We start from the raw sequence: 24,958 nt of genomic DNA on the forward strand, positions 1-24,958 counted from the left end.
GGACAGGTACATTTCCTCGAGATCGCGCATGAGCAATCCGAACCGCATGCCGTGGGTGGATACGGCAAAAGGTCTCTCCATCATTCTGGTGGTGATGATGTATGCCGCCTACAACACCGGTGAATACACCGGCGGCGTCGGCTTCCTGCATTATGTCATCGGCTTCGCGACGCCGTTCCGCATGCCGGAATTCTTCCTAATCTCGGGCCTGTTCCTGTCGCAGGTGATCGACCGGCCATGGCGGCGCTATATCGACCGCCGCGTCGTCCACTACCTCTATTTCTACGTGCTTTGGGCGATCATCTCGATCGGGCTGAAGGTCGGCATCTTCAGCCGCGACCCCGCCGGCATGCTGCATGATCTCGCGATGGCCGCCGTCCAGCCATACGGGGTGTTGTGGTTCATCTACATGCTGGCGGTGTTCGGGATCGTCATACGCGTGCTGCGCGAGCTTCGCGTGCCGCACTGGATCGTCATCTTGGCTGCCGCCGCGCTGCAGATGTGGGCGCCGAAGCCGGACAGCTACGCGCTCGAGCAGTTCGCGGCCTATTTCGTGTTCTTCTATCTCGGCTTCGTGCTCGCGCCGCTGATATTCCGGCTGGTGGAGTGGACGCAGGCACGGCCGGCGGTGGCCGTTCTCGGCCTGCTCGCCTGGGCGCTTGTCAATGGCCTGCTCGTCTATTCGCCGGGCTATGCGATGCAACCGGTCGGCATGCAGATGGGACTGGCGGCATGGCCGCCGCTGCATCTGTCGCTTGCCGTCGCCGGCGCCGTGGCGCTTTGCGTTGCCGGCGGTTTCCTGTCGAAATTCGCTTCCATGGAGTGGCTGCGCTGGCTCGGCGAGCATTCGCTGGTCGTCTATGTCGCCTTCACCATCCCGATGTCGATCTTCCGGGGCGTCATGCTGGCGAGCGGCCTGTTGACCGATACCGGCATGCTCAGCCTCGCTGTGCTGCTGGTTTCGGTCATCAGCCCGGTGGTGCTCTACTTCATCGTCCGGCGCGTCGGCTTCGGCACCTTCCTGTTCGAGCGGCCGGCCTGGGCGCATTTCGACAGGCCGACAGCCGCCAAGGCCTCCAGCAAGCCTATGACCCGGCCGGCACGCGAGGCGGCCTGACCGGGCCGCCCGTTCCGGCCATCTCTTATTTGCTAGCGTCGTATCCCGGCCGGCGCACGGCCCTGATCTTGCCGCTGCTGCCGCCGCCGCAGAAGAAGCAGCCGTCGCCATCGGATTCCAGTCCCGATACACCGGAGGGCATCGCGACCTCCTGCAGCACGTCGCCCGTCTCGGGATCGATGCGCAGCAGATCGCCCTCCTCACCTTCCCAAGTGGCATGCCAGAGTTCACCGTCGATCCAGGTGACGCCGGTGACGACGCGTTTCGACTCGATGCTACGGATCACCTCGCCCGTTTCAGGATCGATCTGGTGGATCTTATGGGCCCTGTATTCGCCGACCCAGAGCGAACCTTCGGCCCAGGCCATGCCTGAATCGCCGCCATTGCCCGGCGCGGGAATGGTGGCGACGACCTCGCCGGTCGTTGGGTCGACCTTGTGAATGCGGTCCTCGGCGATCTGGTAGAGGTGCTCGCCGTCGAAAGCGGTTCCGGCATGCGAGGCGACGTCGATCGATTGAACGATGGTGCCGCTCACCGGGTCGAGGGCCTTCAGCTTGTCGCCGGTGGCGAACCAGACATTCTTGCCATCGTAAGTGACGCCATTGACGCGCTCGGCGTCCGGAAAGGGTCCATATTCGCGCAGGATCTCGGCGGCGGCTCTTTTCATCTTCCAATCCTCATCGGTCTTTTTGTCAGCTTCGACTTTAGCCGCTCTGCTGCAAACCTGGGAGCAACAACACAGTCGGGATTTATGAAACCTGGCGCCTCAAAGCTCGATGCAGATCTTGCCGAAATGCTTCTGGCTCTCATACGCCCGGAAAGCCGAGGCAATATCGCGCAGCGGAAAGCTACGGCCGATAACAGGCCTCAGGCCGTTGGCCGTTATCGCCCGGATCATATCTTCCTGGTCAGCTCTGCTGCCGATGGAAATTCCATTGATGCGGATCTGATTGGAAAACAGCGCCGGAATCGACACTTCTGCGGCAAAGCCGGTCAACACCCCGATCAGCGCGATGTGACCGCCCATCCTGCAGGCCGTTATCGACTGCGCCAGTGTGCCGGGGCCGCCGACCTCGACCACGTGATCGACACCGCGTCCATCGGTCAGGTCCCTGGCCTTGCGCCCCCAGTCCGGCACGGCCTTGTAATTGATAAGATGATCGGCGCCGAGCCGCCTGAGCTTTTCGAGCTTGTCATCGGAGGAAGATGTCGCGATGACACGGGCGCCCGCCATCTTGGCAAACTGCAGCGCGAACAACGACACGCTGCCCGCGCCGAGGACCAGCACCGTATCGCCGGGCCTCACGTGACCGCACACCACCAGTGCCCTCCAGGCGGTTACCCCGGCGCAACTGAGTGTAGCCGCCTCCACATAGGTGTAACCCGCCGGCGCTTTCGTGAAAGCATGCCACGGCATCGAGGCATATTCCCTTGCATAGCCATCGACATCATCGCCCAGTTCGCCCTGCTTGGTGGCGGGCGTAGCCTCGCCACCAAGCCAATTGGGCCAATAGCAGCTGACAACGGCATCGCCGGTCTCGAATGCGTCGACGCCCTCTCCGACGGCAATCACCTCGCCAGCACCATCGGACAGCGGAATGCGGCCGTCGGCACAGGGCTTCTTGCCCGTTGCAACCATGCTGTCGTGGAAGTTTAGCGAGCATGCCCGGATTCGGACCAGCAACTCGCCCGGTCCTGGCTCGGGCCGATCCTCCTCGACCAACGAGAGTTGTTCCAGGCCGCCTGGCGCTCTTAATCTGATCAGTTTCATGACGTCTCTCCCTCGATGCCGAGTACCGGCAAACTAGTCGCTCGGCAGCGGACCGGGGAGTAACAAGACAGTCGGGAATACAGTCATCGGCGGCATCATCCAGCGGCGCGCCCGGCCGCGGCCGACCGCCTGCACCTTGTGCTCGGCCGACAACTGCTCCAGCGCCCGCTGCACGGTGCGCGCGCTGGCGCCAAGCGCGATCGCCAGCGCCGAGCTCGACCAGGCCTCGCCATCGGTCAGGAAGGCAAACACCGCGCCATGCTCGTCCTCGACCGGCGGCGCCAGCACGACGATCTCGGCGGCGTTCAGCGGCGTCAGCGCAAAGCCACCTGTTGTTGCATTGATCTCGGCCAAGCCGGCGAGCTCGGCGCGGAGCCGCCCCATCTCGACCCTGAGCCGCGCGCGGTGCGACTCGTCGGCATGCCTCGCCCGGAACGCGCGCCTCAGCAATGTCTCACGCGAGGCATCCGCCGGCCAGGTTTCGGCGAGCGTGCGCGCCAGCGCAAACAGCACCGGCCGGGTCGCCAGCGAGACCACGGTGCCGCCTTCGCGCACGACGTTGCGGCAGGCATCGATGACCAGCGCGCCCGACCCCAGCAGCGCCTCGACCTCGTCGAGCAGCAACTCTTTCTCCGCGCCGCGCGCGATCAGCCGACCCACCGGTGTGTTCAGCACCAGGGATGCCGCTTCGACTTCGGCCTTCAATGCCGGGATGTTGGCTTGATAGGCGGCAAGCGATGCCCGGCCGAATGCCGAGCGCGCCGCCTTTGTCCTCAGGCGCCGGACGGCGATGCCGGCCGCGGCCAGTTCATGCGCGACGCGCGCCACCGGCGGCAGCGGCGTCGGATCGAAGTCCGCAAGCAGGCGCTCGGCCTCGTCGAGGCGGCCGATCAGGATGAGGCGGCGCGCCTCGAGGCTGCCGGCATAGGCGGCGTTCAGCCGGTCGCCATGCGCGGCCAGCGTCGCGCGGGCGGACCGCAGCGCCTTCTCCGGCCAGCCGAGGTCGCGCGAGACCAGCGCGATCTCGGCCTCGGCTACGACGCAGCGGGCGCGCGCCACGGCTTCCCTCGGACTGAAGGCGCGGGCGGCGTCCTTCAGCAGCGCCTTGGCCTTGGCGAAATCGCCGAGCTGCGCCATCGCGATGCCGCGCAGCGCCAGCGCCGGCGCGTCGTCGCGCAGCGCGACGCGCTTCAAGGCGCCGAGCGGATCGCCCGCGGCAAGCGCGCGGCCGGCGGCATTGATCAGCGAATCCATGCCACCGCCTCAGCGCCCGCCGCAGCAAATCGCGTCACACTTGTAACTCTCACCATCGCCGGATGCGGCCCTATGTCTGTCCTCGTCACCCCCCAACCAAACCCAAGAACGGGACAAGAGCAATGACCCAACACATGAAGACACCGCCGGTCGTTTCGCAGGAAGCGTGGGAAGGCGCCTATGAAGAGATGCTGGTGAAGGAAAAGGCCCTCACCCGCGCTCGCGATGCTTTGGCCGCCGAACGCCGCCGCATGCCGTGGATGGAAGTCAAGAAGGACTATGTGTTCGAAGGCCCGAACGGCAAGATGAGCCTGCTCGACCTCTTCGAAGGCCGCCGCCAGCTCATCGTCTACCGCGCCTTCTTCGAGCCCGGCGTCTATGGCTGGCCTGAACATGCGTGCCGCGGCTGCTCGCTCGGCGCCGACCAGGTCGGCAACCTCGCCCATCTCAACGCCCGCGACACCACGCTTGCCTATGCCTCGCGCGCGCCGCAGGCCGACATCCAGCGGCTGAAGCATCGGATGGACTGGAAGATGCCCTGGTACACCATCACCGATAGCTGGGACAAGGATTTCGGCGTCGACGAATGGCATGGCCACAACGTCTTCATCCATGACGGCAAGCGCATCTTCCGCACTTATTTCGTCAACAACCGCGGCGACGAAGCCTTTGGCACCGTCTGGAGCTATCTCGACGTCACCCCGCTCGGCCGCCAGGAGGTGTGGGAGGATTCGCCCGAGGGCTATCCGCAGACCCAGACCTACAAATGGTGGAACTGGCACGACAATTACGAGGAAGGCGCCGCCCCCGACCAGAGATGGGTCGAGGTCTCGGATGCCGGCGAAGCGGCGTTCCGCAACAAGAACGCCTGAGCGTGAAGCGGTTCCGGCGGCGCAAACCGCGCGCCGCCGGAGCCGATCGCCTCGCGCTTGTTCCAACGGGCTCGGACCCTGCCCGCATCAGAAGGTGGATATCATGAGCATCGACAATCCTGCCCCTCGCCCAGCCGGCCTGAGCGGCTTCGGCCTCGCCGACTGGCTTTGCCTCGCCGCGGCTCCCACCTTCGCCACGATGGCGCTGCTGACGGCGGCCTATGGCGGCCGGGACATGATGTGCATGTCAGGCGCCTCGGCGCTCAGCGGCATGGTGCCGATGTATCTGTTGATGGCAGCGTTCCATCTGGCGCCGTGGCTGCGGCTGGCGGCGCGGCGGGCGTAAGACTGGACCGCGGAGCATCGGCGAGCGGCCCTGAATATCCGGCCAAGCGCGAGTTCGCGACGCACGGCCGTGTCAGTCCGGTTCGGGGAATGCGTTGGCCAGAAGGTGCAATTGCGTTGGCAATCTCCGCTTGGCCAGCAACGTCGTTGCTGGCCAAGCGGATGGCAGGACGGAGGCACCGTTCGGCGGCCCTGCCAATTGAAAGAAAGGTGCTGACGGTCACCCCACCTGGCTTGGCTGGAATTCGTTGGTAATCACGCGCTCGTTGGGATCGATCGGACCCAAGTTTCTCACGACCCGGAATTGACCGCCCTGCGCCCGCGCGATGTACATATTCATGCGAACGTGATGCTGACCGGGAACCATCTCGGCCGCACCTCCTGGGCCTTCGGCGATACGAGCATGATCGAGTGCCCGTATGACCGCGTCGCGCTCGACACTGCCCGCCTCGTTGACGGCAGCTTCCCACATCTTGATCGCCCGGTAGTGCCCAGTGCACCCGCTGCCCGCAGTTAACGTAGCGCTGCCGGGGAACCGTTCGCTGTAGCGGCGCAACAGCGCGCGGCCGAACGGTTCGTCGAGTTCCTGGTAATAGTCGAGGCAGCTGTAGAGGCCCTCGATCTGCTCGGGCGGCACCAGGTTGAAGAAGTTCTCATCGAAGTAGGTGCAGACGATCCGGCCGCCGCGTTTGCCGAAGCCGGCCTTGTGCAGTTCTTCGAGGAACGGTGTCAGCCCCGGCGGGACGACGGTGTTGAAAACCACGTCGGTGCCGCTGGCCATGATCTGCTGCACCGTCCGCCGGAAATCGACGGTGTCCAGCGGAAAATACTCCTCGCCGACGATCTCGCCGCCATTGGCGAGCACCGCCCGGCTCGCGGCCTTGTTCAGCAAATGCGGCCAGATGTAATCGGCTGACGGAAAATAGAACCGCTTCGCTCCGGTGTTGTTCATGAGCCACGGTATCAGCGGCTCGACTTGCTGAGCTGGAACGGGTCCGGTGCAGAAAATCAGCGGATCGGTTTCCTGCCCCTCATACTGCTCGGTATAGATGTAAAGCGTCCCGCCCCGGGTGACCGCCTCGCTCTTGATGGCCAGGCGGGTCGAACTGTAGATGCCGCCGACAACTACATCGACCTTGTCGACGTCGACTAGTTTCGCAGCCTTTGCCTTGGCGACGCTTTCGACGGTCTCGCCGTCCTCGACGACCAGCTCCACCGGGCGGCCGAGGAGGCCGCCTTTGGTATTGATGTCGTCGACAAGCATGGTGGTGAGGTTGGCGTTGGCGATGCCCATGAAGGACAATGGGCCGGTGAGCTCGGCGATAAGGCCGATCTTGATGGGTTTCGGATCCATCTGATTTCTCCGTTTCTGGGGGATTCGTTGGGCGCGCCGCCGCCAAAGGCAGGCGGCGCGCAAGATGGACTCTCAGGCCTCGTAGTGGCCCAGCAGCAGCGCCGCCTGCGGCTTGCCGACATGGCCGGCTTCCTGCAGGATCGCGGGAACCTCCGGATCCGACACGAAATTCTTCCAACCCTCGGCGTCCCAGTCGAAGATCGCCCAGACGCGGTCAGGTTCGCTCGGGTCGCGGAACACGGTTGCGCCGTTCGAGCCATGCAGCCGGCGCTTGTCGGCGCCCTTGGTCGAAAAGATACGGATGAAGTGGTCGACGTCCGCCACCTTGGTCGTTGCGAGAAGCATCTGATTTCCTCCTGTCGGTCGCGGCCACCATTGGTCCATCGACAGGATCACGATGCGCGCGCCGGAGCGGGCGCACATGGGGTGGATTCCCTATGCCGGCATTTCGCCCGGTCGGACAAGGCCGTGCTCGACCGCATAGAGCGCGGCACCGGCGCGGGTGGTCACGCCGACCTTGGAGTAGACGCTCTGGATGTGGTGGTCGGCGGTTTTGGGCGAGATGCCGAGCTTGCGAGCCGTCTCCTTCGCCGTAAGGCCGGCGGCGATCAGGCGCAGCACCTCGATTTCGCGCCGCGTCATGCCGGCTAGCGCCTGCGGCAAAGCCCGGCGCGACTGCTGTCCGGCGAAGGACAATACGGCCTCGGCAGCGTCGGGGCAGATACAGCCGTCGCGAACAGCCGCACGCAACTGCGTCGCCGCCGCCTCGCTGGACAGCGCCTTGCGATGCGGACGTTCCTCCCGCGACGTCTGGAAGGCCTCGGCGGCGGCCAGGATCCTGGCCGCCGGAGACAGGTCGGAGCCGCTGACCTTGCGGTGATATCCCGAACCGTCCAGGCGCTCGTGATGGCGCAGCACGAGCGCGCCCATCGCGTCACCGCCGTGGCCGAAGGAAGCCAGCGCCCGCTCACCGTAATAAGCGTGCAGCTGCGCCGCGTCGCGCTCTCGTACCGACAGCGGGCCGTTGCGCATCCAGGTCGCCACCGGCACGACGAGTTCGCCGATATCATGGATGCAACCCGACCAGCGCAGCGCGCGCACGTCAGTCTCGGGCAGCCCGATGCGTTTCCCCGCGCCCGCGGCCAGCTCCGATACCATCCGCGAATGGCCTTGCGTGAACGGCATGCGCATGTCGATCATGTCGGCAATGGCGAGGAACGCCTCATCGCAAGCCTCCTCGTCCAGCGTTACCGGCGGATCGGGCTCCAGCGCCAAAATCGTCTCGCGATCGACCGTCGCGCCGATGCCTTCCATCAAGGCCGCCGCGTTGGCCGAGACGAGCCGGGCCATACCCGCTTCGTATGGGCCATCCGCGCGACTGGCGATGGTTTCGGCCATTGCGTCGATACCAAGGGCATCGCTGAGCGCAATCACATCCTGCGCCAACGTGATCAGGCGCACGGCCGGCAGAACGTCCTCGCCGCTCAGCCCGCGCGGCAGACCCTTGCCGTCCCAGCGTTCGTAGATCTGGCCAAGGTTGCGCCGGATCTCCTCGGACAGGCCGAGCCGCTCGCCGATCCGCTGCGCGACCTCGCAATGCGCGGTCAGCACCGGGCGGGCCACCGCCAGCGCCTGCGACATCGCGGCCTCTATCGCCTTGGCCTGTGCGTCAGGCTCAAGATCGTAGTAGAACCGCTTGAAGGCCTGCACGAAGACCCTGCCCAGTTCTGCGCGGTTGCCCATGTCGAGACCGACAAGATCCTGGCGGAGCGCGATCTCGTCGCCGAAGGTGGCCGCCAGCAGGTCGGTGTCGGCATTGCAGCCGACATAACGCAGCATCGACTGGTGGTACGCATTGCGTCGAACCTGTTCGGAAAGGCCTGCAAGCTTGGCGACCCGCATTGCAAGCACGCAGGATTTCAGCGCGAAATCACGCGAATGGCCGGTGGCAAGGTCCGAAGCATAGGCAAGGACCATCATGAAGTCCGCCCGGCGTATCGAGGCGTCTGTCATCTCCCACATCCCCAGTGTGCCTCATGCTACCCCCATGAGCCAGCAATACCTAGCAGGAAAAGTTCTAAGCCTGCTGTCATTTGCGGCGAAGGTCGCATTGTCCCTGCCCCTCCAGGTCTTGACGAAAACAGGCGCGCCTGAGACACGGGAGCAGACATTTGCTCCATGGGAGACGGGCAGGCGGTGAGCAGGCTGTGAAGCGCTTCTTTCGATTGCTTGCCGCGGCGATCCTGGTGTTCGGCGTGACCGGATGCACCAGCATTTCCTATTACGCGCAGTCGTTGGAAGGCCATGTCGAGATCATGGCGGCGCGCAAGAATGTTGCGAACATTATCCGCGATCCGTCGACGCCACAGGCGTTGCGCGCCAAGTTGACGTCGGCGAGCGCCATACGTCGCTTTGCCACGGAAGAGCTGGCGCTGCCCGATAACAGCAGCTACCGCAGTTATGTCGATGTCGGTCGAAACAATGTGACCTTGGCCGTGTTTGCCGCGCCGCAATTCTCGCTCGCGCCGATAACATGGTGCTTTCCAGTCTTCGGCTGCGTTCCCTACAAGGGTTATTTTTCGCGCAAAGACGCGCTCGAAAGTGCCGCTGAACTGCAGCGGCAGGGGCTGGACGTCTATGTGTCGGGCGTCACCGCATATTCCACGCTGGGCTGGTTCAGCGATCCGCTGCTCAGCACCATGCTGCGTCAGGACGACACCTACCTCGCAAGCCTTATTTTCCACGAGCTGGCGCATCAGAAAATCTATGTGAACGGCGACTCCGCATTCAACGAGGCTTTCGCGGTTTCCGTCGAAACCACCGGTACGAGGAAATGGCTGCGCGCCACGGGCAATCGCGCCGGATTGCGCAGCTACGAAATCGATCGCAAGCGCAAGGCCGATTTTCTCGGACTGATATCGAAAACCCGGGATGAGCTGAGGCAGGTCTATGGAAGTCCCCGCAGCCCGCGGCAGATGACGGCCGCCAAAGCAGCCGCCATCGACAGGCTGCGGATGCGCTACCGGCAAATGCGCGACAGGCGATGGGCCGGATACCGGGGATACGACGCCTGGTTCGATAGCCCTATCAACAACGCAAAGCTCGCCGCGACCGCTGTCTACGGCGAACAGGTCCCGGCGTTTCTTCGCTTGTTCGACTTGTGCTCCGGCGACTACCCGAGGTTCTACGCTTCTGTTCGACGGATCGGAAATTTGCCCGCAGTTTCCCGACCCGAAGCGCTTAGAACCGTGGCTACGTGCAATTGACCTTATAAGGAATTCGGCATCCGGAGACCGCGCGGACAATGTTGGACAATTATGAGGTGGACAGGTTCGGCGTGATCCACCAGATCGACTTCACACCAATCATATACGACAAGAAATACATCTCCTATTACGAGGACCTGAGCGACCGGACCATCAAGCTCGGCTATCAGCGGCTTGGCTGGGTGCTCGGCATCACCGGCGAGATACCTCGTTCCGTGCTGGAAATCGGATATGGCACGGGCACGTTCATCGAAGCCGCGAAGATAACCGGCGTCGCCGATTGCGCCGGCTGCGATATCGCTGAATTCCCACTGCCCAAGGGTGTCCGCTTCGTCGATTGGGATGAGGCGCTCGCCGGCGCCTGGGACCTCGTCGCTATGTTCGACGTGCTGGAGCACATCCCTGATCTCGGCTTCCTTTCCCGCCTTCCGGCCCGCCACCTGGCTGTCGCCGTCCCCTATTGCCGCTGGCGCGAGCTCGGCGCCGACGGCGACGCGTGGTTCGCCAAATGGCGCATGCGTCTGCCCAATGAGCACCTGCATCACTTCGATCGCGACTCGCTGGTGGCGCTCCTCGCGGCCAACGGCTTCGAGTGTGTGACGCTGAACTGCTTCGAGGACGGGATCAGGCTGCGGCCAGGAGAAGCAGGTCCGAACATTCTGTCAGGCTTCTTCAGGAAGCTTTAGGCCGGCGGCCTTGCCGACGTATCGCTCGATCGCGGTCACGGAACCGGCCGAGCGGATGAGCGCGGTTCTTGCCGCCAGGCTGAATGAGCCCGGGAATAACCCGCCCGCATTGCCTTCCGCGGCGGCTCGCACAATAGTCGGGCCGATGTTCGAGGCGATTGCGAGTCACTGGTCGACGCTTATCCTGATCCTGTCGCTGGCGATGGCGGCGGTGGGCATCGTGCATGCCATCATGACCAAGGAGGACGTGCGCGCGGCCACCGGCTGGGTGGGCGTGATGCTTCTGTCGCCTTTCCTCGGCGCGATCATCTACGCCATTGCCGGCATCAACCGCATCCGCCGCGCGACGATCAGCGCCATGCGGCCGGTCTCGCCCGAGGCCGCTGCCGCCAGGCATGACCGCGACGTCGCGCTGGAAGCCTTGATCAACGCCGAGTTCGGCCAGCGTTTCACCGGGCTGAAGACGCTTGGCGACAGGGTGGCGCGGCGCCCGCTCACCTCGGGAAACACGATCGCGGTGCTCAAGACCGGCGACGAGGCCTATACGGCGATGTGCCGGGCGATCGACGCGGCGCAACGAAGCGTGCTTCTGGAAACCTATATTTTCGACAATGACGCGGTCGGGGCGCTTTTCGTCCAGTCGCTCGGCAACGCCGTCAAGCGCGGCGTCACCGTGCGCGTGCTGATCGACGCCGTCGGCGTGCGCTATTCCGTACCCAGCATCCTGAAGCAGCTCAGGGAGGCCGATGTCACGGTCGATCTCTTCAACGGCAACATCGTCATGGGCCTGAGACTTCCCTATGCCAATCTCAGGACCCACAGGAAGATACTCATCATCGACGGCACGGTGGCGTTCACGGGAGGCATGAACATCCGCAAGGGATTCTCGGCCGAATTCGCCGGTTCCGACAGTTCGCGCGACACGCATTTCGAGGTTACTGGGCCGGTGGTGGCCGACCTGTTCTCGGTCGCCGCCGAGGACTGGCGCTTCGCCGGCAACGAGGCCTTGAAGGACGGACCCTGGCAGGTCGAGCGTGCCGTGCCGCCGCCAGGGCAGCCGATGCTGGTGCGCGCGGTCGCGACTGGGCCGGACGCGTCCAACGAAACCAATCTCAAGCTGTTGATGGGGGCGTTCTCGGTCGCCCGCAAATCGATCCGCATCATGTCGCCCTATTTCCTGCCGGACCGGGAGTTCATCAGCGCGCTGACCACGGCCGGCCGGCGCGGCGTCGAAATCGACATCGTCGTGCCGGCGGTGAACAACCTCTTTCTCGTCGATCATGCGATGACGGCGCAGTTCGACCAGGTTTTGAAGCATTACTGCCGCGTCTGGCGCCATGAAGGCGCGTTCGACCATTCGAAGCTGATGGCGATCGACGGCGTGTGGGCCTATGTCGGCTCCTCCAATCTGGACGCCCGCTCGCTGAGGTTGAATTTCGAGATCGACATGGAAGTGCTGGATGAAAACTTCGCCGCCGAGATCGACGCCCGCATCGCCGCCGCCATCTCTACCGCCCAGCCGGTGACGCTGCAGACGCTGAGGGCAAGGCCGTTCGCGATCCGCGTCTTCGACCGTTTGCTGTGGCTGGGATCGCCCTATCTTTAGAGCAGGAAATCGAGCATCGGGATCATGGAGATAGACGACATCAAAGGACGCAGCCTGCCCGAGACCGTGCTGCTCTCGATCCGCAGCAGAAGCGCGCGCAAGGCGAAGGCGACGCCGCGCAAGCGCGTCAACGACACGGAAATCGTCGTCGCCTCCTACAACGTCCACAAATGCATCGGCACCGACCGCAGATTCGACCCTGAACGGACGGCGCGCGTCATCCGCGAAATGAGCCCCGACGTGATCGCGCTGCAGGAGGCCGACAACCGCTTCGGCGACAGGGCCGGGCTGCTCGACCTAGCCCGTCTGGAGCTGGAAACGGGGCTGGTGCCAGTGCCGGTCAGCGGCAACGGCAAAGGGCATGGCTGGCGCGGCAATGTGCTGTTGTTCAAGCGCGGCACCGTGCGCGACGTCCACCAGCTCAAACTGCCGGGACTGGAGCCGCGCGGCGCGCTGGTCGCCGAGATCGATCTCGACGAGAAACGGTCGCTGCGCGTCATTGCCGCCCATCTCGGCCTGCTGCGCCGCTCGCGTTCGGAACAGGCCCGCGTCGTGCTCGACATCATGAGCAGCGCCGACGAGAGGCCGACGCTGCTTCTGGGCGACCTCAACGAATGGCGGCTCGGCAACCGCTCGGCGCTGAACACGCTGCACACGACCTTCGGCCCGACGCCGGCGGTGCCGACTTTCCCGTCCGGCCTGCCGGTGCTGGCGCTCGACCGCATCATGGGCAACCGGCACGACCTGGTTTCAGGCGTCGAGGCGCATGACACGCCGCTGTCGCGGGTCGCCTCCGACCACCTGCCGCTGACGGCCTTCGTGCATCTTTGAGAGAGGCCGCGTTCAGCCTTCCCGCAGCCAGACCAGCATCTCGCCGGGATCGCGATTGTCCCAGGCGAAATAGGGAACGGCCTTGAGGTTCGTTTCCTGCGTCACCGGCGATTCAGAGCGATAGAGGTCGGCGCCGCAGTTTTCCGTCTCGGCCCTGCTGCCGATGGCGGAAAGGGTGACGACGCCGCCGAGCAGGTTCGGCTCCTTATGCGCCTCGATCCTGGCCGTGCGCGATAGCGCTATGCGATGCAGCCCGCCGCCATTGTCGGTTTCCTCGACGCAATAGATCAGCGGGCCGCGCGCAAGCGCCACGCGGCCGATGTCCTGGCGCACCTGCGGATTGGCGAACAGGCGCGCCATCGACATTTCGAGGTCGAGCTCGACCTTGTCGCCCTGGCGCCATTCGCGGCGGATCGCAGCATAGCCGTCGACCGTCGCCGCTTCGAGATCGACGAGCTTGCCGTTGACCCTAAGCGCCGCCTTGCGGCACCAGGCAGGTATGCGCAGGTGAAGCGTGAACGCAACCGGCGGCTCGGTCTCGACCGCGATCGCAATCGCGCCATCCCACGGATAGTTGCTGGCCTGGACAAGGCTGACCTGCTGGCCGGCGATCTCGAAGCGGGCGCTCGAATCGCCGTAGAGGTGCACGGCCAGCGCATCGTCGGCGAGGCCGTAGAAATAGCTGCCGATCGACGCCACCATGCGGCCGATATTGGGCGGGCAGCACGGGCAGCGGTGCCATTTCCAGCGATGGTGGCCGCCGCGGCTCTCCAGCGGGTTCTCGTAGAAGAACAGCGAGCCGTCGAGCGACAGGCCGGAGATCGAGCCGTTGTACAAAGCCCGTTCCATCATGTCGGCGTAGCGGGCGTTCGGGCCCATGCCGAGCATGCGGCTTGCCCAGAACACCAGGCCGACCGAGGCGCAGGTCTCGGCATAGGCGGTCTCGTTGGGCAGGTCGTAGTCGTTGGTGAAGCCTTCATTGTCGGCCGACGGCCCGAGGCCGCCGGTGACGTAAAGGCTCTTCGTCGTGAGATCGTCCCAGAGCCGCTCGAGCGCGATCTTGAGCGTATCGTCGCCATATTCGGTCGCGATGTCGGCCATGCCGGAATAGAGATACATCGCCCTCACCGCATGGCCGACGACCTTGTCCTGCTCGCGCACCGGCTTGTGCGACTGGTTGTATTCATAGGTCTTGAAGTGGAAATCCTTGGGATCGGCGCCGCGCGCCAGCGCCTCCTCGTCGAAATAATGCGGCTGCTGGCCGCGCTGGTCGATAAAGTACTTAGCCAACTTCATATATTTGTCGTTGCCTGTCGCGCGCGCGAGCCTGACCAGCGCCAGCTCGATCTCCTCATGGCCGCAATAGCCTTTCCGCTTGCCGGGCTCGGGCCCGAAAGTGTCGGCGATGTGGTCGGCATAGCGGCTCATGATGTCGAGCAGCTTGCGTTTGCCGGTCGCCTGAAAGTAGGCGACGGCGCCCTCGATTAGATGCCCGGCGCAGTAAAGCTCGTGGCAGTCGCGCAGGTTCGTCCAGCGCAGCCCGGGCTGGATGCGCTGGTACCAGCTGGAGAGATAGCCGTCCTCCTGCTGCAGCTTGCCGTACATGTCGATGACGGCATCGATCTTCTTTTCCAGATCGGGGTTGCGGCGGCGGTAGAGCGAATAGGCCGCGGTCTCGATGGTCTTGCCCCAATCGGAATCCCAGAACATCTGCGTCGTCACGGTGCGCGCGGTAAAACCGTCGCTGACATGGAAGGGGATGACGACGCCCGGCGACGGCACGTCCGGATCGATCTGCTCCAGCATGCGCGCCTCGACACAGCGCTCGTAGAGGATGCCGGCGGTCTTGGCTGCCACCGCGTCGACACGGTCGCCCCAGAAGCCGCGGACATCGACCTGCGGCACGGGAAGCGGCCGGAAAGCGAGCTTCGGCTTGGCGGAGGTGCCGGTCGGCGCGGCGGGCTGCGTTGCGGTCATGATTTCACTCCATTCGAATTACTTGACGGCCCCGGCCATCAGGCCGCGGATGTAGAAGCGCTGCAGCGCCAGGAACAGGATCAGGCAAGGCACCATCATCACCGTGACGCCGGCCTGCACGGCGCCCCAGTCGATGGCGCCGAAGCGGCCGGACTGAAGGGCGGTCATCATCACCGGCAGGGTGAATTTGGACTGGTCGGTCATCAGCACGAGCGCTGCCAGGAACTCGTTCCAGGCGCCGAGGAAGGCGAACAGCGCGATGGTGACAACGCCGGGCCAGACCAGCGGCAGCATCACCTTGATGAGCATGGTGACATTGTTGGCGCCGTCCATGCGCGCGGCCTCCTCGATCTCGCGCGGCACGGCGTCGAAGGCGTTGCGCATCATGAAGATCGAGAAGGGCAGCTGCAAGGTGACGTAGACGCAGACCAGGCCAGTCAGCGTGTTGTGCAGGCCAAGCTTCGTCAACACCAGGAAGATCGGCGTCAGGATCGACTGGAACGGGATCATGATCGTCGACAGGATGAGGACGAAGAAGAAATCCCTGAACGGAAACCGGAAGCGCGAGAAACCGTAGCCGGCAAGCACGCTGACCAGCACCGAGAGCAGCACCGTCATAACCGAGACATAGATGCTGTTCTGCGCCGAGACCCAGAGCCCGTCGCCGAAGGAGTTCAGCGTCTCGTAATTCTCGATCGAGAAGCCGGTGGTCGGCCAGGGCGGCAGCGGCGGCTGGCGCGCCTCATGCGCCGGCTTGAAGGTCGACAGCACGGTCCAGATGATCGGCGCCAGGAACAACACCGATGCGATGATGCCGGTGGAATGCCTGGCGAGGCTGAAGCCGACTTTGCGGTTTTGCGACATCGCCTCGGCCATCAGTCGAGCCCCTCCGGCTTGCGCAGCAGCCAGAGCTGGATGAGGCTGAGCGCCACCAGGATGACCAAGAGCACCATCGAGAGCGCCGCGCCGTAGCCGAGCTTGAACGAGACGAAGGACTGGTTGAAGATCCAGTAGACCGCCGTCAGCGTCTGGTTGCGCGGGCCGCCGCGCAGGATGATGTAGAACTGGTCGAAGGCGAGGATCGAGCCCGCCACCGACAGGATCAGCGCCAGCGCCAGCGTGCGGCGCATCAGCGGCAAGGTGATGGCCCGGAACCTTGCGAACGGCCCTGCCCCGTCGATGACGGCCGCCTCCTGCAGATCCTGCGGGATCGACTGCAGCCCGGTCATCAGGATGATCATGGTGAAGCCGGCGACTTTCCAGACCACCATGGCGATGATCGACCAGAAGGCCGGCTGGAAGGTGGCGAGCAGATTGACCTTCTTCGCGGTCAGGCCGAGGTCGTAAGCGGCCGGGCTGAACAGGCCGGAATCGACGTTGAGCAGCCAGGACCAGAGCAGGCTCGCCGACGCGAAGCCGACCACCGCCGGCATGAAGAAAGCGGTGCGGTAGAGGTTGGTCAGCGGACGCGGTTTTTCGATGAAGATCGCCAGCGGAAAGGCGACGGCGAAGATCGCGATGGTGACGATCACCGTGTAGTAGAAGGTGAATTTCAGCGCATTCCAGAAGCGCGTGTCGCGCAGGATCGCGAAATAATTATCGAGGCCGATGAAGGCGTGCTCGCCCATCAGCGGCCAATTGTGCAGCGACATCCAGGCGGTCATGCCGAGCGGGATGACGAAGAAGACGGTGACCAGGGCGACGGCCGGCAGGACATAGAGCAGGCCCACCCATTGCCGGCGGCTGACGGCGATGCGCGAGCGGGCGGGCGCGGAGGTTGCGGTGATGGCGGTCATGGCCGGGCTCCCCCTTCCCCCCTTGTGGGGGAAGGTGGCCGCAAAGCGGCCGGATGAGGGGTGTTCCAGCGGAGTGAGACGTCGGCGTTCCCTGGAACACCCCTCATCCGTCTCGGCGCTGCGCGCCGATCCACCTTCTCCCACAAGGGGAGAAGGGGGAGCGAACCTCGCCGCGCCGCAAATTGGCGATGCTGGTGAATGAGCTTTCTCAACGCGTCAGTTCCTGCCATTCGGCGATACAGTCCCGGCCGGCCGGATGAGGGGTGTTCCAGCGGAGTGAGACGTCGGCGTTCCCTGGAACACCCGTCATCCGTATCGGCGCTGCGCGCCGCTCCCCCTTCTCCCACAAGGGGAGGGGGAGCGAACCTTGCTGCGCCGCAAATTGGTGAGTGTGCTTTCTCAACGCGTCAGTTCCCTACCATTCAGCGATACAGTCCCCGGCCGCCCGGCCAGGGAGACGGGGCGGGCGGCCGGTCAGAGCCTTGGCGGCGAGGCGTTGCGCTATCCTCGCCGCCGGATGGCCCTGGTGTCTACTTGTTCGGCGCCTGGTCGATGATCGACTGCATCGTCTCCTGCGCGTTCTTGATGGCGCCATCGACATCGTCGCCGAAGAACACCTCGTTGATCATCTGCGTCCACGGACCGTTGGCGGAGTTGATCAGGTCGTTGAACACCACCGAATAGGGCGTCTTGCCCTTGGCCATCGCCTCGGCCGCCACCTGGTAGCGGGGGTCGAGATCCTTCAGCGCGTCCTTGGCGATGTCGTTGCGCACCGGCAAGCTGCCATATTTGGCAAGGATGGTCTGGCCCTCGAGCGAATAGGCGAAGTCCAGGAACTCCTTCACCACGGCGATCTTCTTGGTGCCCTTGGTGACGACGAAATTGTCGCCGCCGGCGAAGGACGACCAGCCGCCATCCTTGCCCGGCAGGAAGGTGATGCCGTAGTCGACGTCCGGGTATTGCGTGTTGAGCGCGCCGATGGCGAAGGCGCCGGACGGCGAGATGCCGATCTTGCCGCCGGCGAAGGCGGCGAAGAAGTTGGCGCCGGTGTCGGTCTGCGCGCCCTCGGGCACCAGCCCCTTCTTGACCATCGAGCGATAGAGGTCGATCGCGCCGCGCAGCTGCGGGCTGTCCAGCGTCGCCTTCGAGCCGTCCTCGGACAGGATGTCGCCGCCCGAGGCCCAGATCAGCGGCGTGAAGGTGAAGATGTTGCAGCCGCCGCAATTGCCGGAGAAGTAGAAGCCCTTGATGTCGCCGCCGAGCGCGTTGACCTTCTCGGCATCAGCTTCGATCTCGGCCCAGTTGGTCGGTCCCTTCTCGGGATCGAGCCCCGCCTGCTTGAACAGCTTCTTGTTCCAGATCAGCACCGAGGCGTCGGCCGAGAACGGCAGGCCGTAGATGCGGTCCTTGTAGGTGCCGGTCTTCACATGCGCCGGCGACAGGCTGGCGAAATAGGGCAAGGATTTCGCCCAGTCGGTGATGTCCTCCAACTGGCCGGCGGCGGCGAAGGACGGCGTGTAGATCAGGTCGAGCGAGAGCGCGTCGGGCGCGGTGCCGCCGGCGGCGGCCGCGCCATATTTCGGGATGATCTCGGCGTTGGGAATGATGTCGAGCTTGATCTGGTTCTTGTTGGCCTTGTTGAAGGCGTCGACGATGCGCGGCATGAAGTTCGAGCCGTCGGCGCGCACCCAGATGTTGGCGGTCTCGGCGGACGCTGCCTGCAGGCCGCCGCCGATGACGGCCGCGACTAAAGCCAGCTTGGCAAACATGGTCTTCATCTTACTCCTCCTCATGGTTCTCCTCCCTGTTTTGGCCACGCCGCCCGGCGGAACCGGGCGCGTAGCCTTGTTGCTTCATTGCGGCGGACTGCCGCATGACTGACGCACCACCAGCCGGCACGGCAGTTTCCTGATGCCCGGCGCGGCCGGCTGGCCGTCGACGAGCGAAAGCAGGGCTAGCCCGGCCTCGCGGCCGAGGCTTGCCAGGTTCATGTCGATGGAAGTCAGCGGCGGGCGCGTCGCCTCGGCCACGATCTCCCAATTGTCGAAGCCGATGACGCCGACATCCTCGGGCACGCTAATGCCGCGCTCGCGCAGCGCATCGATGACGCCGCGCGCGATCTGGTCGTTGCCGCAGAAGACGGCGTCCGGCCAGCTACCCGCCTTGCCGAACAGACTTGCCACGGCATCGCGGCCCCAGGCTTCCGACCATGCGCCGAGCAGCGGCTCGGCTGTGGCCAAGCCGTTCTCCCTCAGGACGTCGCGATAAGCCTCGGCCCGCGTGTGCACCACGGCGAAGCTCGCCGGGCCGCTGACATGGGCGATGCGGCGGCGCCCGAGCCGTAAAAACTGCTCGACCGCCAGCCGCGCGCCGCCGGCATCGTCGGAGACGAGGCCGACCGCGCCGGGATCCGGCTGGGTGAAGGCGTAGACGACCGGAATGCGCAGGTTGGAGAGATCGACCGGCAGATGGCGGTCGATGCGTTTTCCGGTGGCGACGATGCCGTCGACGCGCTTGTCGAGCATGGCCTCGACATGCAGCTGGCCGAGCCGCTGGTCGTCCTCGACATTGCACAGGAACACCGACACGCCCTTGTCGACCAGCGCATCCGAAACGCCGGCCATCAGCGGCAGCGAGAAGCGGCCATAGGTATCGTTGGTGAGCAGCCCGACGGTGAAGGAGCGTTTTCGCAAGAGACTCTGCGCCAGGCTGTTCGGCCGGAAGCCTAGCATCCGCGCCGTCTCGCGGATGCGCTCGCGCGTTTCCGCCGTCATCCGCCCCTGCCCGTTCAGCGCCTTGGACGCCGTGGCGACGCTGACGCCGGACGCAGCGGCGACCTCGCGCAGCGTGACCGGCGGCTTGGCGGAAACTGGCGCTGGCTCGGCGTCGGAAGGCATGGGCGCGGCGAATTCCCTTGGTTGGGAAAAGGTTTTCTCTTATCGCCCTGCGCGGTGATGACGGGTGAGGTCAGCGGGCGCGGAGCGGGTTGGGAAAAGGTTTTCTCAAAGGAGATTAGGGGAAGGTGCGGAGGTTGGCAAGGGGGATGGCGCCGATAGACGCCGGCAAAACCATCCGAGATCAGATGAGCGCCGCCGGCATCGCCCGTGTTGAAATGATCGCCTTGGTCGGGCTGGCCATTTTGGGAGCATCGCCTGCTTGTACCTGTCGTAACGGCAGTTTGCCCATGCGTGTGGTATTTTTGCCACCACAAATTCTCACAACCCCTGCTAGAACCTCGTCGGGTTTTAACTTGGGGTTCTGAATCATGCTTCTTCGTATTTCCGCGAAATCCGTTTTGTTGGGCGCTGTTTCGGTCGTCGCTTTGATGTCGGCCGCGCATGCCGCCGACGTGGTCCAGGAGCAGGCGGCTCCGGGCTTCAACTGGAGCGGCGTCTATGTCGGCTTCGGCGTCGGCGCCGGCGCCAATGTTCACAAGCTCAGCAGCGATTTTGTGCCGGGCCTTTCGCTGAACGGCATCGGTGGCGAAGGCGTCTACGGCCAGGTGACTGCCGGCTATGATTACATGGTCTCGCAGCGCTTCCTGCTCGGTGGCCTGATCGACGCGCATGTCGGCACGATCAAGACTTCGCTCGATGCCGGCGGCCTCAATGCCGATATCAAGGAAACTTACGGCTTTGATGTTGGCGTTCGCGCCGGCTACCTGTTGACGCCGACCACGCTGGGCTATGTCCTGGGCGGCTATGCTTGGCAGAAGTACAAGCTCGACACCAATGCCGGCTTCGGTTTCGATTGGGACCAGGGCGGCTACTTTGTCGGCGCCGGTGTTGAAACGGCTATCAGCAGCAACTGGACGCTGAAGGGCGAGTATCGCTACACCCGCTTCAGCACAAACGACAGCCTGCTCTCGGATGCAGGCCTGCCGGTGCCTGACGGCACGCTCAACCTCGACACCTCGCGCCATACGTTCGAGGTCGCCGCCAGCTATCGCTTCAACGCCAATGACGGCGGCGGCGCCAGCTTCGAGACGCCTTCCTACAACTGGACCGGCTTCTATGTCGGCGGTGGGCTCGGTGCCGGCGCGGTTGTGCACCAGATCGAGATTCCGCCGCTCGCCGGCGCCAAGTTCAATGGCCTCGGCGGCGAAGGCGTGTTCGGCGAAGCCAGCATCGGCTACGACCAGGACATGGGCAGCTGGGTGGTCGGCGGCCTGGTCGACGCGCGTCTCTCCGGCATCAAGTCGAAGCTTGACCTGGGTGGCATCCTGGGCGGTGTCGACTCGATCAGCCTCAATACCGATTATGGTTTCGACGTGCTCGGCCGCATCGGCATGAAGGTCAACGAGGCGACGCTGGCTTATGCCCTCGCAGGCTATAGCTGGCAGCACTTCAAGCTCGATGCTCCGGCACCGCTCGACGTCGATTGGGGCTCCAGCGGCTTCTCGGTCGGCGCGGGCCTGGAAACTGCCCTGTCGGACAAGATGACCGTCGGCATCGAATACCGTTACTCGCAATTCGAGAAGGAAGACTTCTCGGATGCATTCCCGATCCCGAGCGGTCTCGCGATGGCGACGCCGTCCTTCCACACCGTGCGGATCGACGCCAAGTACAAGTTCAACTAAGCCAAGGCCTCCAGCCAAAGCGAAAGAGCCCGCCGATTGGCGGGCTTTTCTTTTTGCGCGGATTAATCCTGCGCAGATTTTCGGCCGAAGGCGCTTGGGCGACCAAGCTGCGGAGTTCGACTGCCGATCCCGCAGCAAGTGGCGCAGACGTGGCGTCTACTGTCTAAACGCCCGGCTGATCTGATCCTGCAGCGGCTTGACCAGATAAGACATCACCGAGCGGTCCTCTGTCCTGATGAAGGATTCCACCGGCATGCCGGGAACCAGCTTGACCTCGCCGAGCCGCGCGATCTCCGCGGCGGTCGTGGTGATGCGGACCGTGTAATAGCTGACGCCCGTGCGCTGGTCGGTGGTGATGTCGGGCGAAGTCCGCTCGACGACGCCGTCGATCTGCGGCGTGGTGCGCTGGTTGAAGGCCGAGAAGCGCAGCGAAGCGGGCTGGCCGACCCATAGCTGGTCGATGTCGCTCGGCGCGATCTTGGCTTCCACCGCAAGGCTGTCATTGTCGGGCACGACCTGCATAATCGTCTCGCCCGGCTTCACCACGCCGCCGATCGTATAGGCGATCGACTGCTGCACGACGCCGTCCTGCGGCGCGCGGATGTCGACCCGCTTCAACTGGTCCTCGGCGGCGACCTTGCGTTCCAGAAGCTCGCCCATCTGTCCCTCGACGTCGCGCAGGTCCTTGTTCACTTCGGTGCTGAGGTCGAGATCGATCTGGATGATCTGCAGCTTGATCTCGGCGATCCGACCTTGCGCCTGAGCCTGGGCCGCAATCAGCTGGCCGCGCTCGCCGTCGAGGCGCGTGGCCTCTCGCTCGGTCTGGGTCAGCCGGTCGATGGAGATGAGCTTCTTAGCCCAGAGCGTACGCACCGAGGCGAGCTCCTTCTGCACCAGCTCTATCTCCTTGCTCTTGGCCTCAGCCTGCGCCGTGTCGCCGGCGATCTCCTTCTCGAGTTGCGCGATGCGTTCGCCAAGCTGGCTCTTCTGACCGGCGCGGGATGTGCGCCGTGTCTCGAAATGCTGCTTCTCGCCGGCCACAGCCTCGGCGACGTCAGGATCGGCAATCCGGTCCAAAAGCTCGTTCGGAAAGATGATGGCGTCGCTGCCGCGGCGCTCCGAATCGAGCCGCGCCTTGCGCGCGGCGAGCTGGTCGAGCGCCCTGCTCACCACGCCAAGGTTGGCTGCCGGCACGGTGCGGTCGAGACGGACCAGAAGATCTCCCGCTTTCACGTGGTCGCCGTCCCGGGCGTCGATCTCCGCAACGATGCCGCCGGTGGAATGCTGCACGTCCTTGACGTGGGAATCGACGACAAGGGTGCCGGGGGCGATGACCGCGCCGGCGATCTCGGTGACCGATGCCCAGCCACCGACGCCGCCCGCAAGCAGGATCACCACGCCGACGCCAAGCCGCGTGTAGAAGCGGATGGATAAATGCGAGGCGCCTGATGTAGCCATGTCAGCGCCCTGTCTCGGTTCCGTCGGCAACGGCCCGATGGGGACCGTCGGAAGCCACTCTCAATTGCGGGGCGCCGGCCGGCACCGGCCGCAATGTCGGGAACATCTTGGCGAACACCTCGTCTTTCGGGCCGAAAGCATGGACGCGTCCCTGGTTCATCGCCAGCACGAAATCGACGGCCGCCAGCACATTCGGCCGGTGCGCGACGATCACGACAACCCCGCCCCGTTCGCGGACGCCCAACATGGCCTTGATCAGGGCCTGCTCGCCATCCATGTCGAGATTGGAATTCGGCTCGTCCAGGACCACGAGGAAAGGATCGCGATAGAGCGCGCGCGCGAGCGCGATGCGCTGGCGCTGACCGGCCGAGACCGCCTCGCCATGCTCCCCGATCTCGGTCTCGTAGCCTTCGCGGAAACCGACGATCAGCTCGTGCGCGCCCGCCGCCTTCGCCGCGGCGATGATGGCGCCGGCGTCCGCGTCCGGCTCGAAGCGCGCGATGTTTTCGGCCACGGTGCCGGCGAAGAGCTCGACATCTTGCGGCAGGTATCCGATATGGCGGCCGCGCTCCGCCAGAGACCATTGATCGAGGTCGGCGCCATCCAGCTTGATGCGGCCGGCGACCGGTTGCCAGGCGCCGACAAGCGCGCGCACCAGCGTGGACTTTCCCGACCCGCTCGGTCCGATGATGCCAACGCCGTGGCCCGCCTCCAGAGCGAAGCTTGCGTCGTGGACCAGCAGTCTCTGCGTGCCCGGGGCGCCGACCGAGACGTTTTGCATGCCGACATTCGCGCTCGGCGGCGGCAGCAACATCGGCTCGGTTTCAGCCGGCAGCGCCGCCAGCACCCTGTTCAGCCGCTGCCAGCCCTGGCGCGCGGTGACAAAGCCCTTCCAGTTGGCGATCGCAAGATCGACCGGAGCCAGCGCGCGGCCGCTGAGGATGGAGGCGGTGATGATGATGCCCGCCGTCGCCTGCCCCTCGATGACCAGCCAGGCGCCGAGACCGAGCATGGACGACTGCAGCAGCATGCGCAGGACCTTCGATATCGCGCCGAAGCCGCCTGCCACATCGCTCACCTTGCGCTGCTCGGCGATGTAATCGAGGTTGGCATCTTCCCACCGGGCGGTAAGACCGCCGGCCATGCCCATGGCTGCGACGACCTCTGCGTTGCGATTGGCGGCGCTGACCAGGCCGTTGCGGCGGATGCCGCTCGACGTTCCTGACGACACCGGCTTTCGCGTCAGCCGTTCGGCCATGATCGTGAGCACGACCAGCACGATCGCGCCGAGCAGCGCCGTCACGCCGAGCAGCCAGTGGAACATGAAGATGATAAACAGATAGAGCGGCAGCCATGGCAGGTCGAAAAGCGCCGTCGGCCCGCTGCCCGACAGGAATACGCGGACGCTGTCGAGGTCGCGCATCGGCTGCAGGCTGTCGCTGTCGCGGCCCGTCCTGAGGGGCAGACGCAGGATTGATTGATAGACTCGGCCGCCGAGCGCTTCGTCAAGCGCCCCGCCGATGCGGACGAGCACGCGGCCGCGCACGAATTCGAGAACACCCTGCCCGCTATAGAGAATGAGGAGCAGGATGGAGAGGCCAACCAGCGTCGGCAGGCTGCGGCTCGGCAGCACGCGATCATAGACCTCGAGCATATAGAGCGAGCCGGCGAGCATCAGAACGTTGAGCACGCCGCTGAACAGTCCTACCGCGAGGAAGGCGGAACGGCAGGCGCGAAGCGCATCGGCAAGTTCCGAGCGCTGAGGGCGCCTGGCGGGTTTTGCTGCCGGGCGAGCGCTGGCGCCGATGTTTGCGACTGTCGCGCGCCCACTGACGTCGTCAGAGCGCGCGCGAAACAGAACCAGACCGGCGAAGGCGGCGACCGCTGTTGCGCCCAGCACCGTGCCCCCCGAGAGCGATCCGCAGGCAACAATCGCCACGCCAAGGATGAGAAGGACGAGGCCTGCCAGCCTCGTCCTCGCCTGCCCTGTGCCGAGCATGCCAGTTGTTGCCATGGCGGTTTTTCACTAGGCCCGATTAGATCACA

21 protein-coding genes and 1 pseudogene are annotated in these 24,958 nt (G+C 64.7%); 8 read left to right on the forward strand and 14 right to left on the reverse strand.

The annotated features are described in order from the left end of the window. The first annotated feature begins 28 nt into the window (after window positions 1-28). On the forward strand, window positions 29-1,117 hold the full coding sequence (locus tag FJ419_RS19505; protein WP_140696885.1) for an acyltransferase family protein: 1,089 nt from the start codon (window positions 29-31) through the stop codon (window positions 1,115-1,117). Between the two features lie 25 nt (window positions 1,118-1,142). On the opposite strand, the gene FJ419_RS19510 is transcribed toward FJ419_RS19505, so the two are convergent. The 3 genes from FJ419_RS19510 to FJ419_RS19520 form a co-directional block, all read right to left on the reverse strand. Then, window positions 1,143-1,784, reverse strand: a complete 642-nt coding sequence (locus tag FJ419_RS19510; RefSeq protein WP_140696890.1) for a DUF5074 domain-containing protein — start codon at window positions 1,782-1,784, stop codon at window positions 1,143-1,145. Between the two features lie 99 nt (window positions 1,785-1,883). Then, window positions 1,884-2,888 carry an NAD(P)-dependent alcohol dehydrogenase gene (locus FJ419_RS19515; RefSeq protein ID WP_140696893.1) on the reverse strand — a complete coding sequence of 335 codons (1,005 nt, stop codon included), beginning with the start codon at window positions 2,886-2,888 and terminating at the stop codon, window positions 1,884-1,886. Window positions 2,889-2,921: 33 nt separating this feature from the next. Next, window positions 2,922-4,142 carry a helix-turn-helix domain-containing protein gene (locus FJ419_RS19520; RefSeq protein ID WP_140696896.1) on the reverse strand — a complete coding sequence of 407 codons (1,221 nt, stop codon included), beginning with the start codon at window positions 4,140-4,142 and terminating at the stop codon, window positions 2,922-2,924. Window positions 4,143-4,264: 122 nt separating this feature from the next. Between FJ419_RS19520 and FJ419_RS19525 the strand changes: the two genes are divergently transcribed. Next, the gene (locus FJ419_RS19525) at window positions 4,265-5,014 is read left to right on the forward strand and encodes a DUF899 family protein (protein ID WP_140696899.1); all 750 of its coding nucleotides are present in this window, start codon (window positions 4,265-4,267) and stop codon (window positions 5,012-5,014) included. A gap of 157 nt (window positions 5,015-5,171) precedes the next feature. Then, window positions 5,172-5,360: pseudogene (locus FJ419_RS19530) on the forward strand (hypothetical protein); the annotation flags it as partial. Window positions 5,361-5,579: 219 nt separating this feature from the next. Here the strand turns inward: FJ419_RS19530 and FJ419_RS19535 are convergent. The 3 genes from FJ419_RS19535 to FJ419_RS19545 form a co-directional block, all read right to left on the reverse strand. Continuing rightward, entirely contained in the window at window positions 5,580-6,713 is a 1,134-nt protein-coding gene (locus tag FJ419_RS19535; protein ID WP_140696902.1) for a substrate-binding protein, read from the reverse strand. 72 nt (window positions 6,714-6,785) lie between these two features. After that, window positions 6,786-7,058, reverse strand: a complete 273-nt coding sequence (locus tag FJ419_RS19540) for a hypothetical protein (protein WP_027024197.1) — start codon at window positions 7,056-7,058, stop codon at window positions 6,786-6,788. Between the two features lie 90 nt (window positions 7,059-7,148). Next, a complete protein-coding gene (locus FJ419_RS19545) occupies window positions 7,149-8,615 on the reverse strand; it encodes an HD domain-containing phosphohydrolase (RefSeq protein WP_246679254.1) in 1,467 nt (488 codons plus the stop codon). A gap of 305 nt (window positions 8,616-8,920) precedes the next feature. On the opposite strand from FJ419_RS19545, the gene FJ419_RS19550 reads away from it, so the two are divergent. From FJ419_RS19550 to FJ419_RS19565, 4 genes are all read left to right on the forward strand, one after another. After that, window positions 8,921-9,979 carry an aminopeptidase gene (locus tag FJ419_RS19550; RefSeq protein WP_140696908.1) on the forward strand — a complete coding sequence of 353 codons (1,059 nt, stop codon included), beginning with the start codon at window positions 8,921-8,923 and terminating at the stop codon, window positions 9,977-9,979. Window positions 9,980-10,017: 38 nt separating this feature from the next. Beyond that, the gene (locus tag FJ419_RS19555) at window positions 10,018-10,665 is read left to right on the forward strand and encodes a class I SAM-dependent methyltransferase (RefSeq protein WP_140696911.1); all 648 of its coding nucleotides are present in this window, start codon (window positions 10,018-10,020) and stop codon (window positions 10,663-10,665) included. Window positions 10,666-10,810: 145 nt separating this feature from the next. Further along, complete coding sequence (locus FJ419_RS19560) at window positions 10,811-12,271, forward strand: phospholipase D-like domain-containing protein (RefSeq protein ID WP_140697324.1); 1,461 nt, start codon at window positions 10,811-10,813, stop codon at window positions 12,269-12,271. 24 nt (window positions 12,272-12,295) lie between these two features. Beyond that, complete coding sequence (locus tag FJ419_RS19565; RefSeq protein ID WP_181170758.1) at window positions 12,296-13,102, forward strand: endonuclease/exonuclease/phosphatase family protein; 807 nt, start codon at window positions 12,296-12,298, stop codon at window positions 13,100-13,102. Between the two features lie 12 nt (window positions 13,103-13,114). Here the strand turns inward: FJ419_RS19565 and FJ419_RS19570 are convergent, their stop codons facing one another. The 6 genes from FJ419_RS19570 to FJ419_RS19595 form a co-directional block, all read right to left on the reverse strand. Then, window positions 13,115-15,079 (reverse strand): glycoside hydrolase family 127 protein, encoded by a 1,965-nt coding sequence (locus tag FJ419_RS19570; protein ID WP_140696914.1) that lies wholly within the window; start codon window positions 15,077-15,079, stop codon window positions 13,115-13,117. An 18-nt stretch (window positions 15,080-15,097) separates the two neighbouring features. Continuing rightward, entirely contained in the window at window positions 15,098-15,955 is an 858-nt protein-coding gene (locus tag FJ419_RS19575) for a carbohydrate ABC transporter permease (protein ID WP_140696917.1), read from the reverse strand. Then, window positions 15,955-16,875, reverse strand: coding sequence for a sugar ABC transporter permease (locus FJ419_RS19580; RefSeq protein WP_140696920.1), 921 nt, complete (start codon window positions 16,873-16,875; stop codon window positions 15,955-15,957). Before FJ419_RS19580 ends, FJ419_RS19575 begins: the two co-directional genes overlap by 1 nt. 530 nt (window positions 16,876-17,405) lie before the next feature. Continuing rightward, window positions 17,406-18,653 (reverse strand): sugar ABC transporter substrate-binding protein, encoded by a 1,248-nt coding sequence (locus FJ419_RS19585; RefSeq protein WP_140696923.1) that lies wholly within the window; start codon window positions 18,651-18,653, stop codon window positions 17,406-17,408. 75 nt (window positions 18,654-18,728) lie between these two features. Beyond that, the gene (locus FJ419_RS19590; protein WP_140696926.1) at window positions 18,729-19,772 is read right to left on the reverse strand and encodes a LacI family DNA-binding transcriptional regulator; all 1,044 of its coding nucleotides are present in this window, start codon (window positions 19,770-19,772) and stop codon (window positions 18,729-18,731) included. 181 nt (window positions 19,773-19,953) lie between these two features. Further along, a complete protein-coding gene (locus tag FJ419_RS19595) occupies window positions 19,954-20,142 on the reverse strand; it encodes a hypothetical protein (protein WP_140696929.1) in 189 nt (62 codons plus the stop codon). Here FJ419_RS19595 and FJ419_RS19600 point away from each other — a divergent pair. Beyond that, window positions 20,141-21,454, forward strand: coding sequence for an outer membrane beta-barrel protein (locus tag FJ419_RS19600; RefSeq protein WP_140696932.1), 1,314 nt, complete (start codon window positions 20,141-20,143; stop codon window positions 21,452-21,454). The genes FJ419_RS19595 and FJ419_RS19600 overlap by 2 nt on opposite strands. A gap of 156 nt (window positions 21,455-21,610) precedes the next feature. On the opposite strand, the gene FJ419_RS19605 is transcribed toward FJ419_RS19600, so the two are convergent. Both FJ419_RS19605 and FJ419_RS19610 read right to left on the reverse strand, forming a co-directional pair. After that, complete coding sequence (locus tag FJ419_RS19605; protein ID WP_140696935.1) at window positions 21,611-22,912, reverse strand: HlyD family type I secretion periplasmic adaptor subunit; 1,302 nt, start codon at window positions 22,910-22,912, stop codon at window positions 21,611-21,613. A gap of 1 nt (window position 22,913) precedes the next feature. Next, a complete protein-coding gene (locus FJ419_RS19610) occupies window positions 22,914-24,926 on the reverse strand; it encodes a type I secretion system permease/ATPase (RefSeq protein ID WP_246679255.1) in 2,013 nt (670 codons plus the stop codon). Window positions 24,927-24,958 lie beyond the last annotated feature (32 nt).

The organism is Mesorhizobium sp. B2-6-2 (genome assembly GCF_006440615.1).
In the GTDB taxonomy this organism is placed as follows: Bacteria; Pseudomonadota; Alphaproteobacteria; order Rhizobiales; family Rhizobiaceae; genus Mesorhizobium.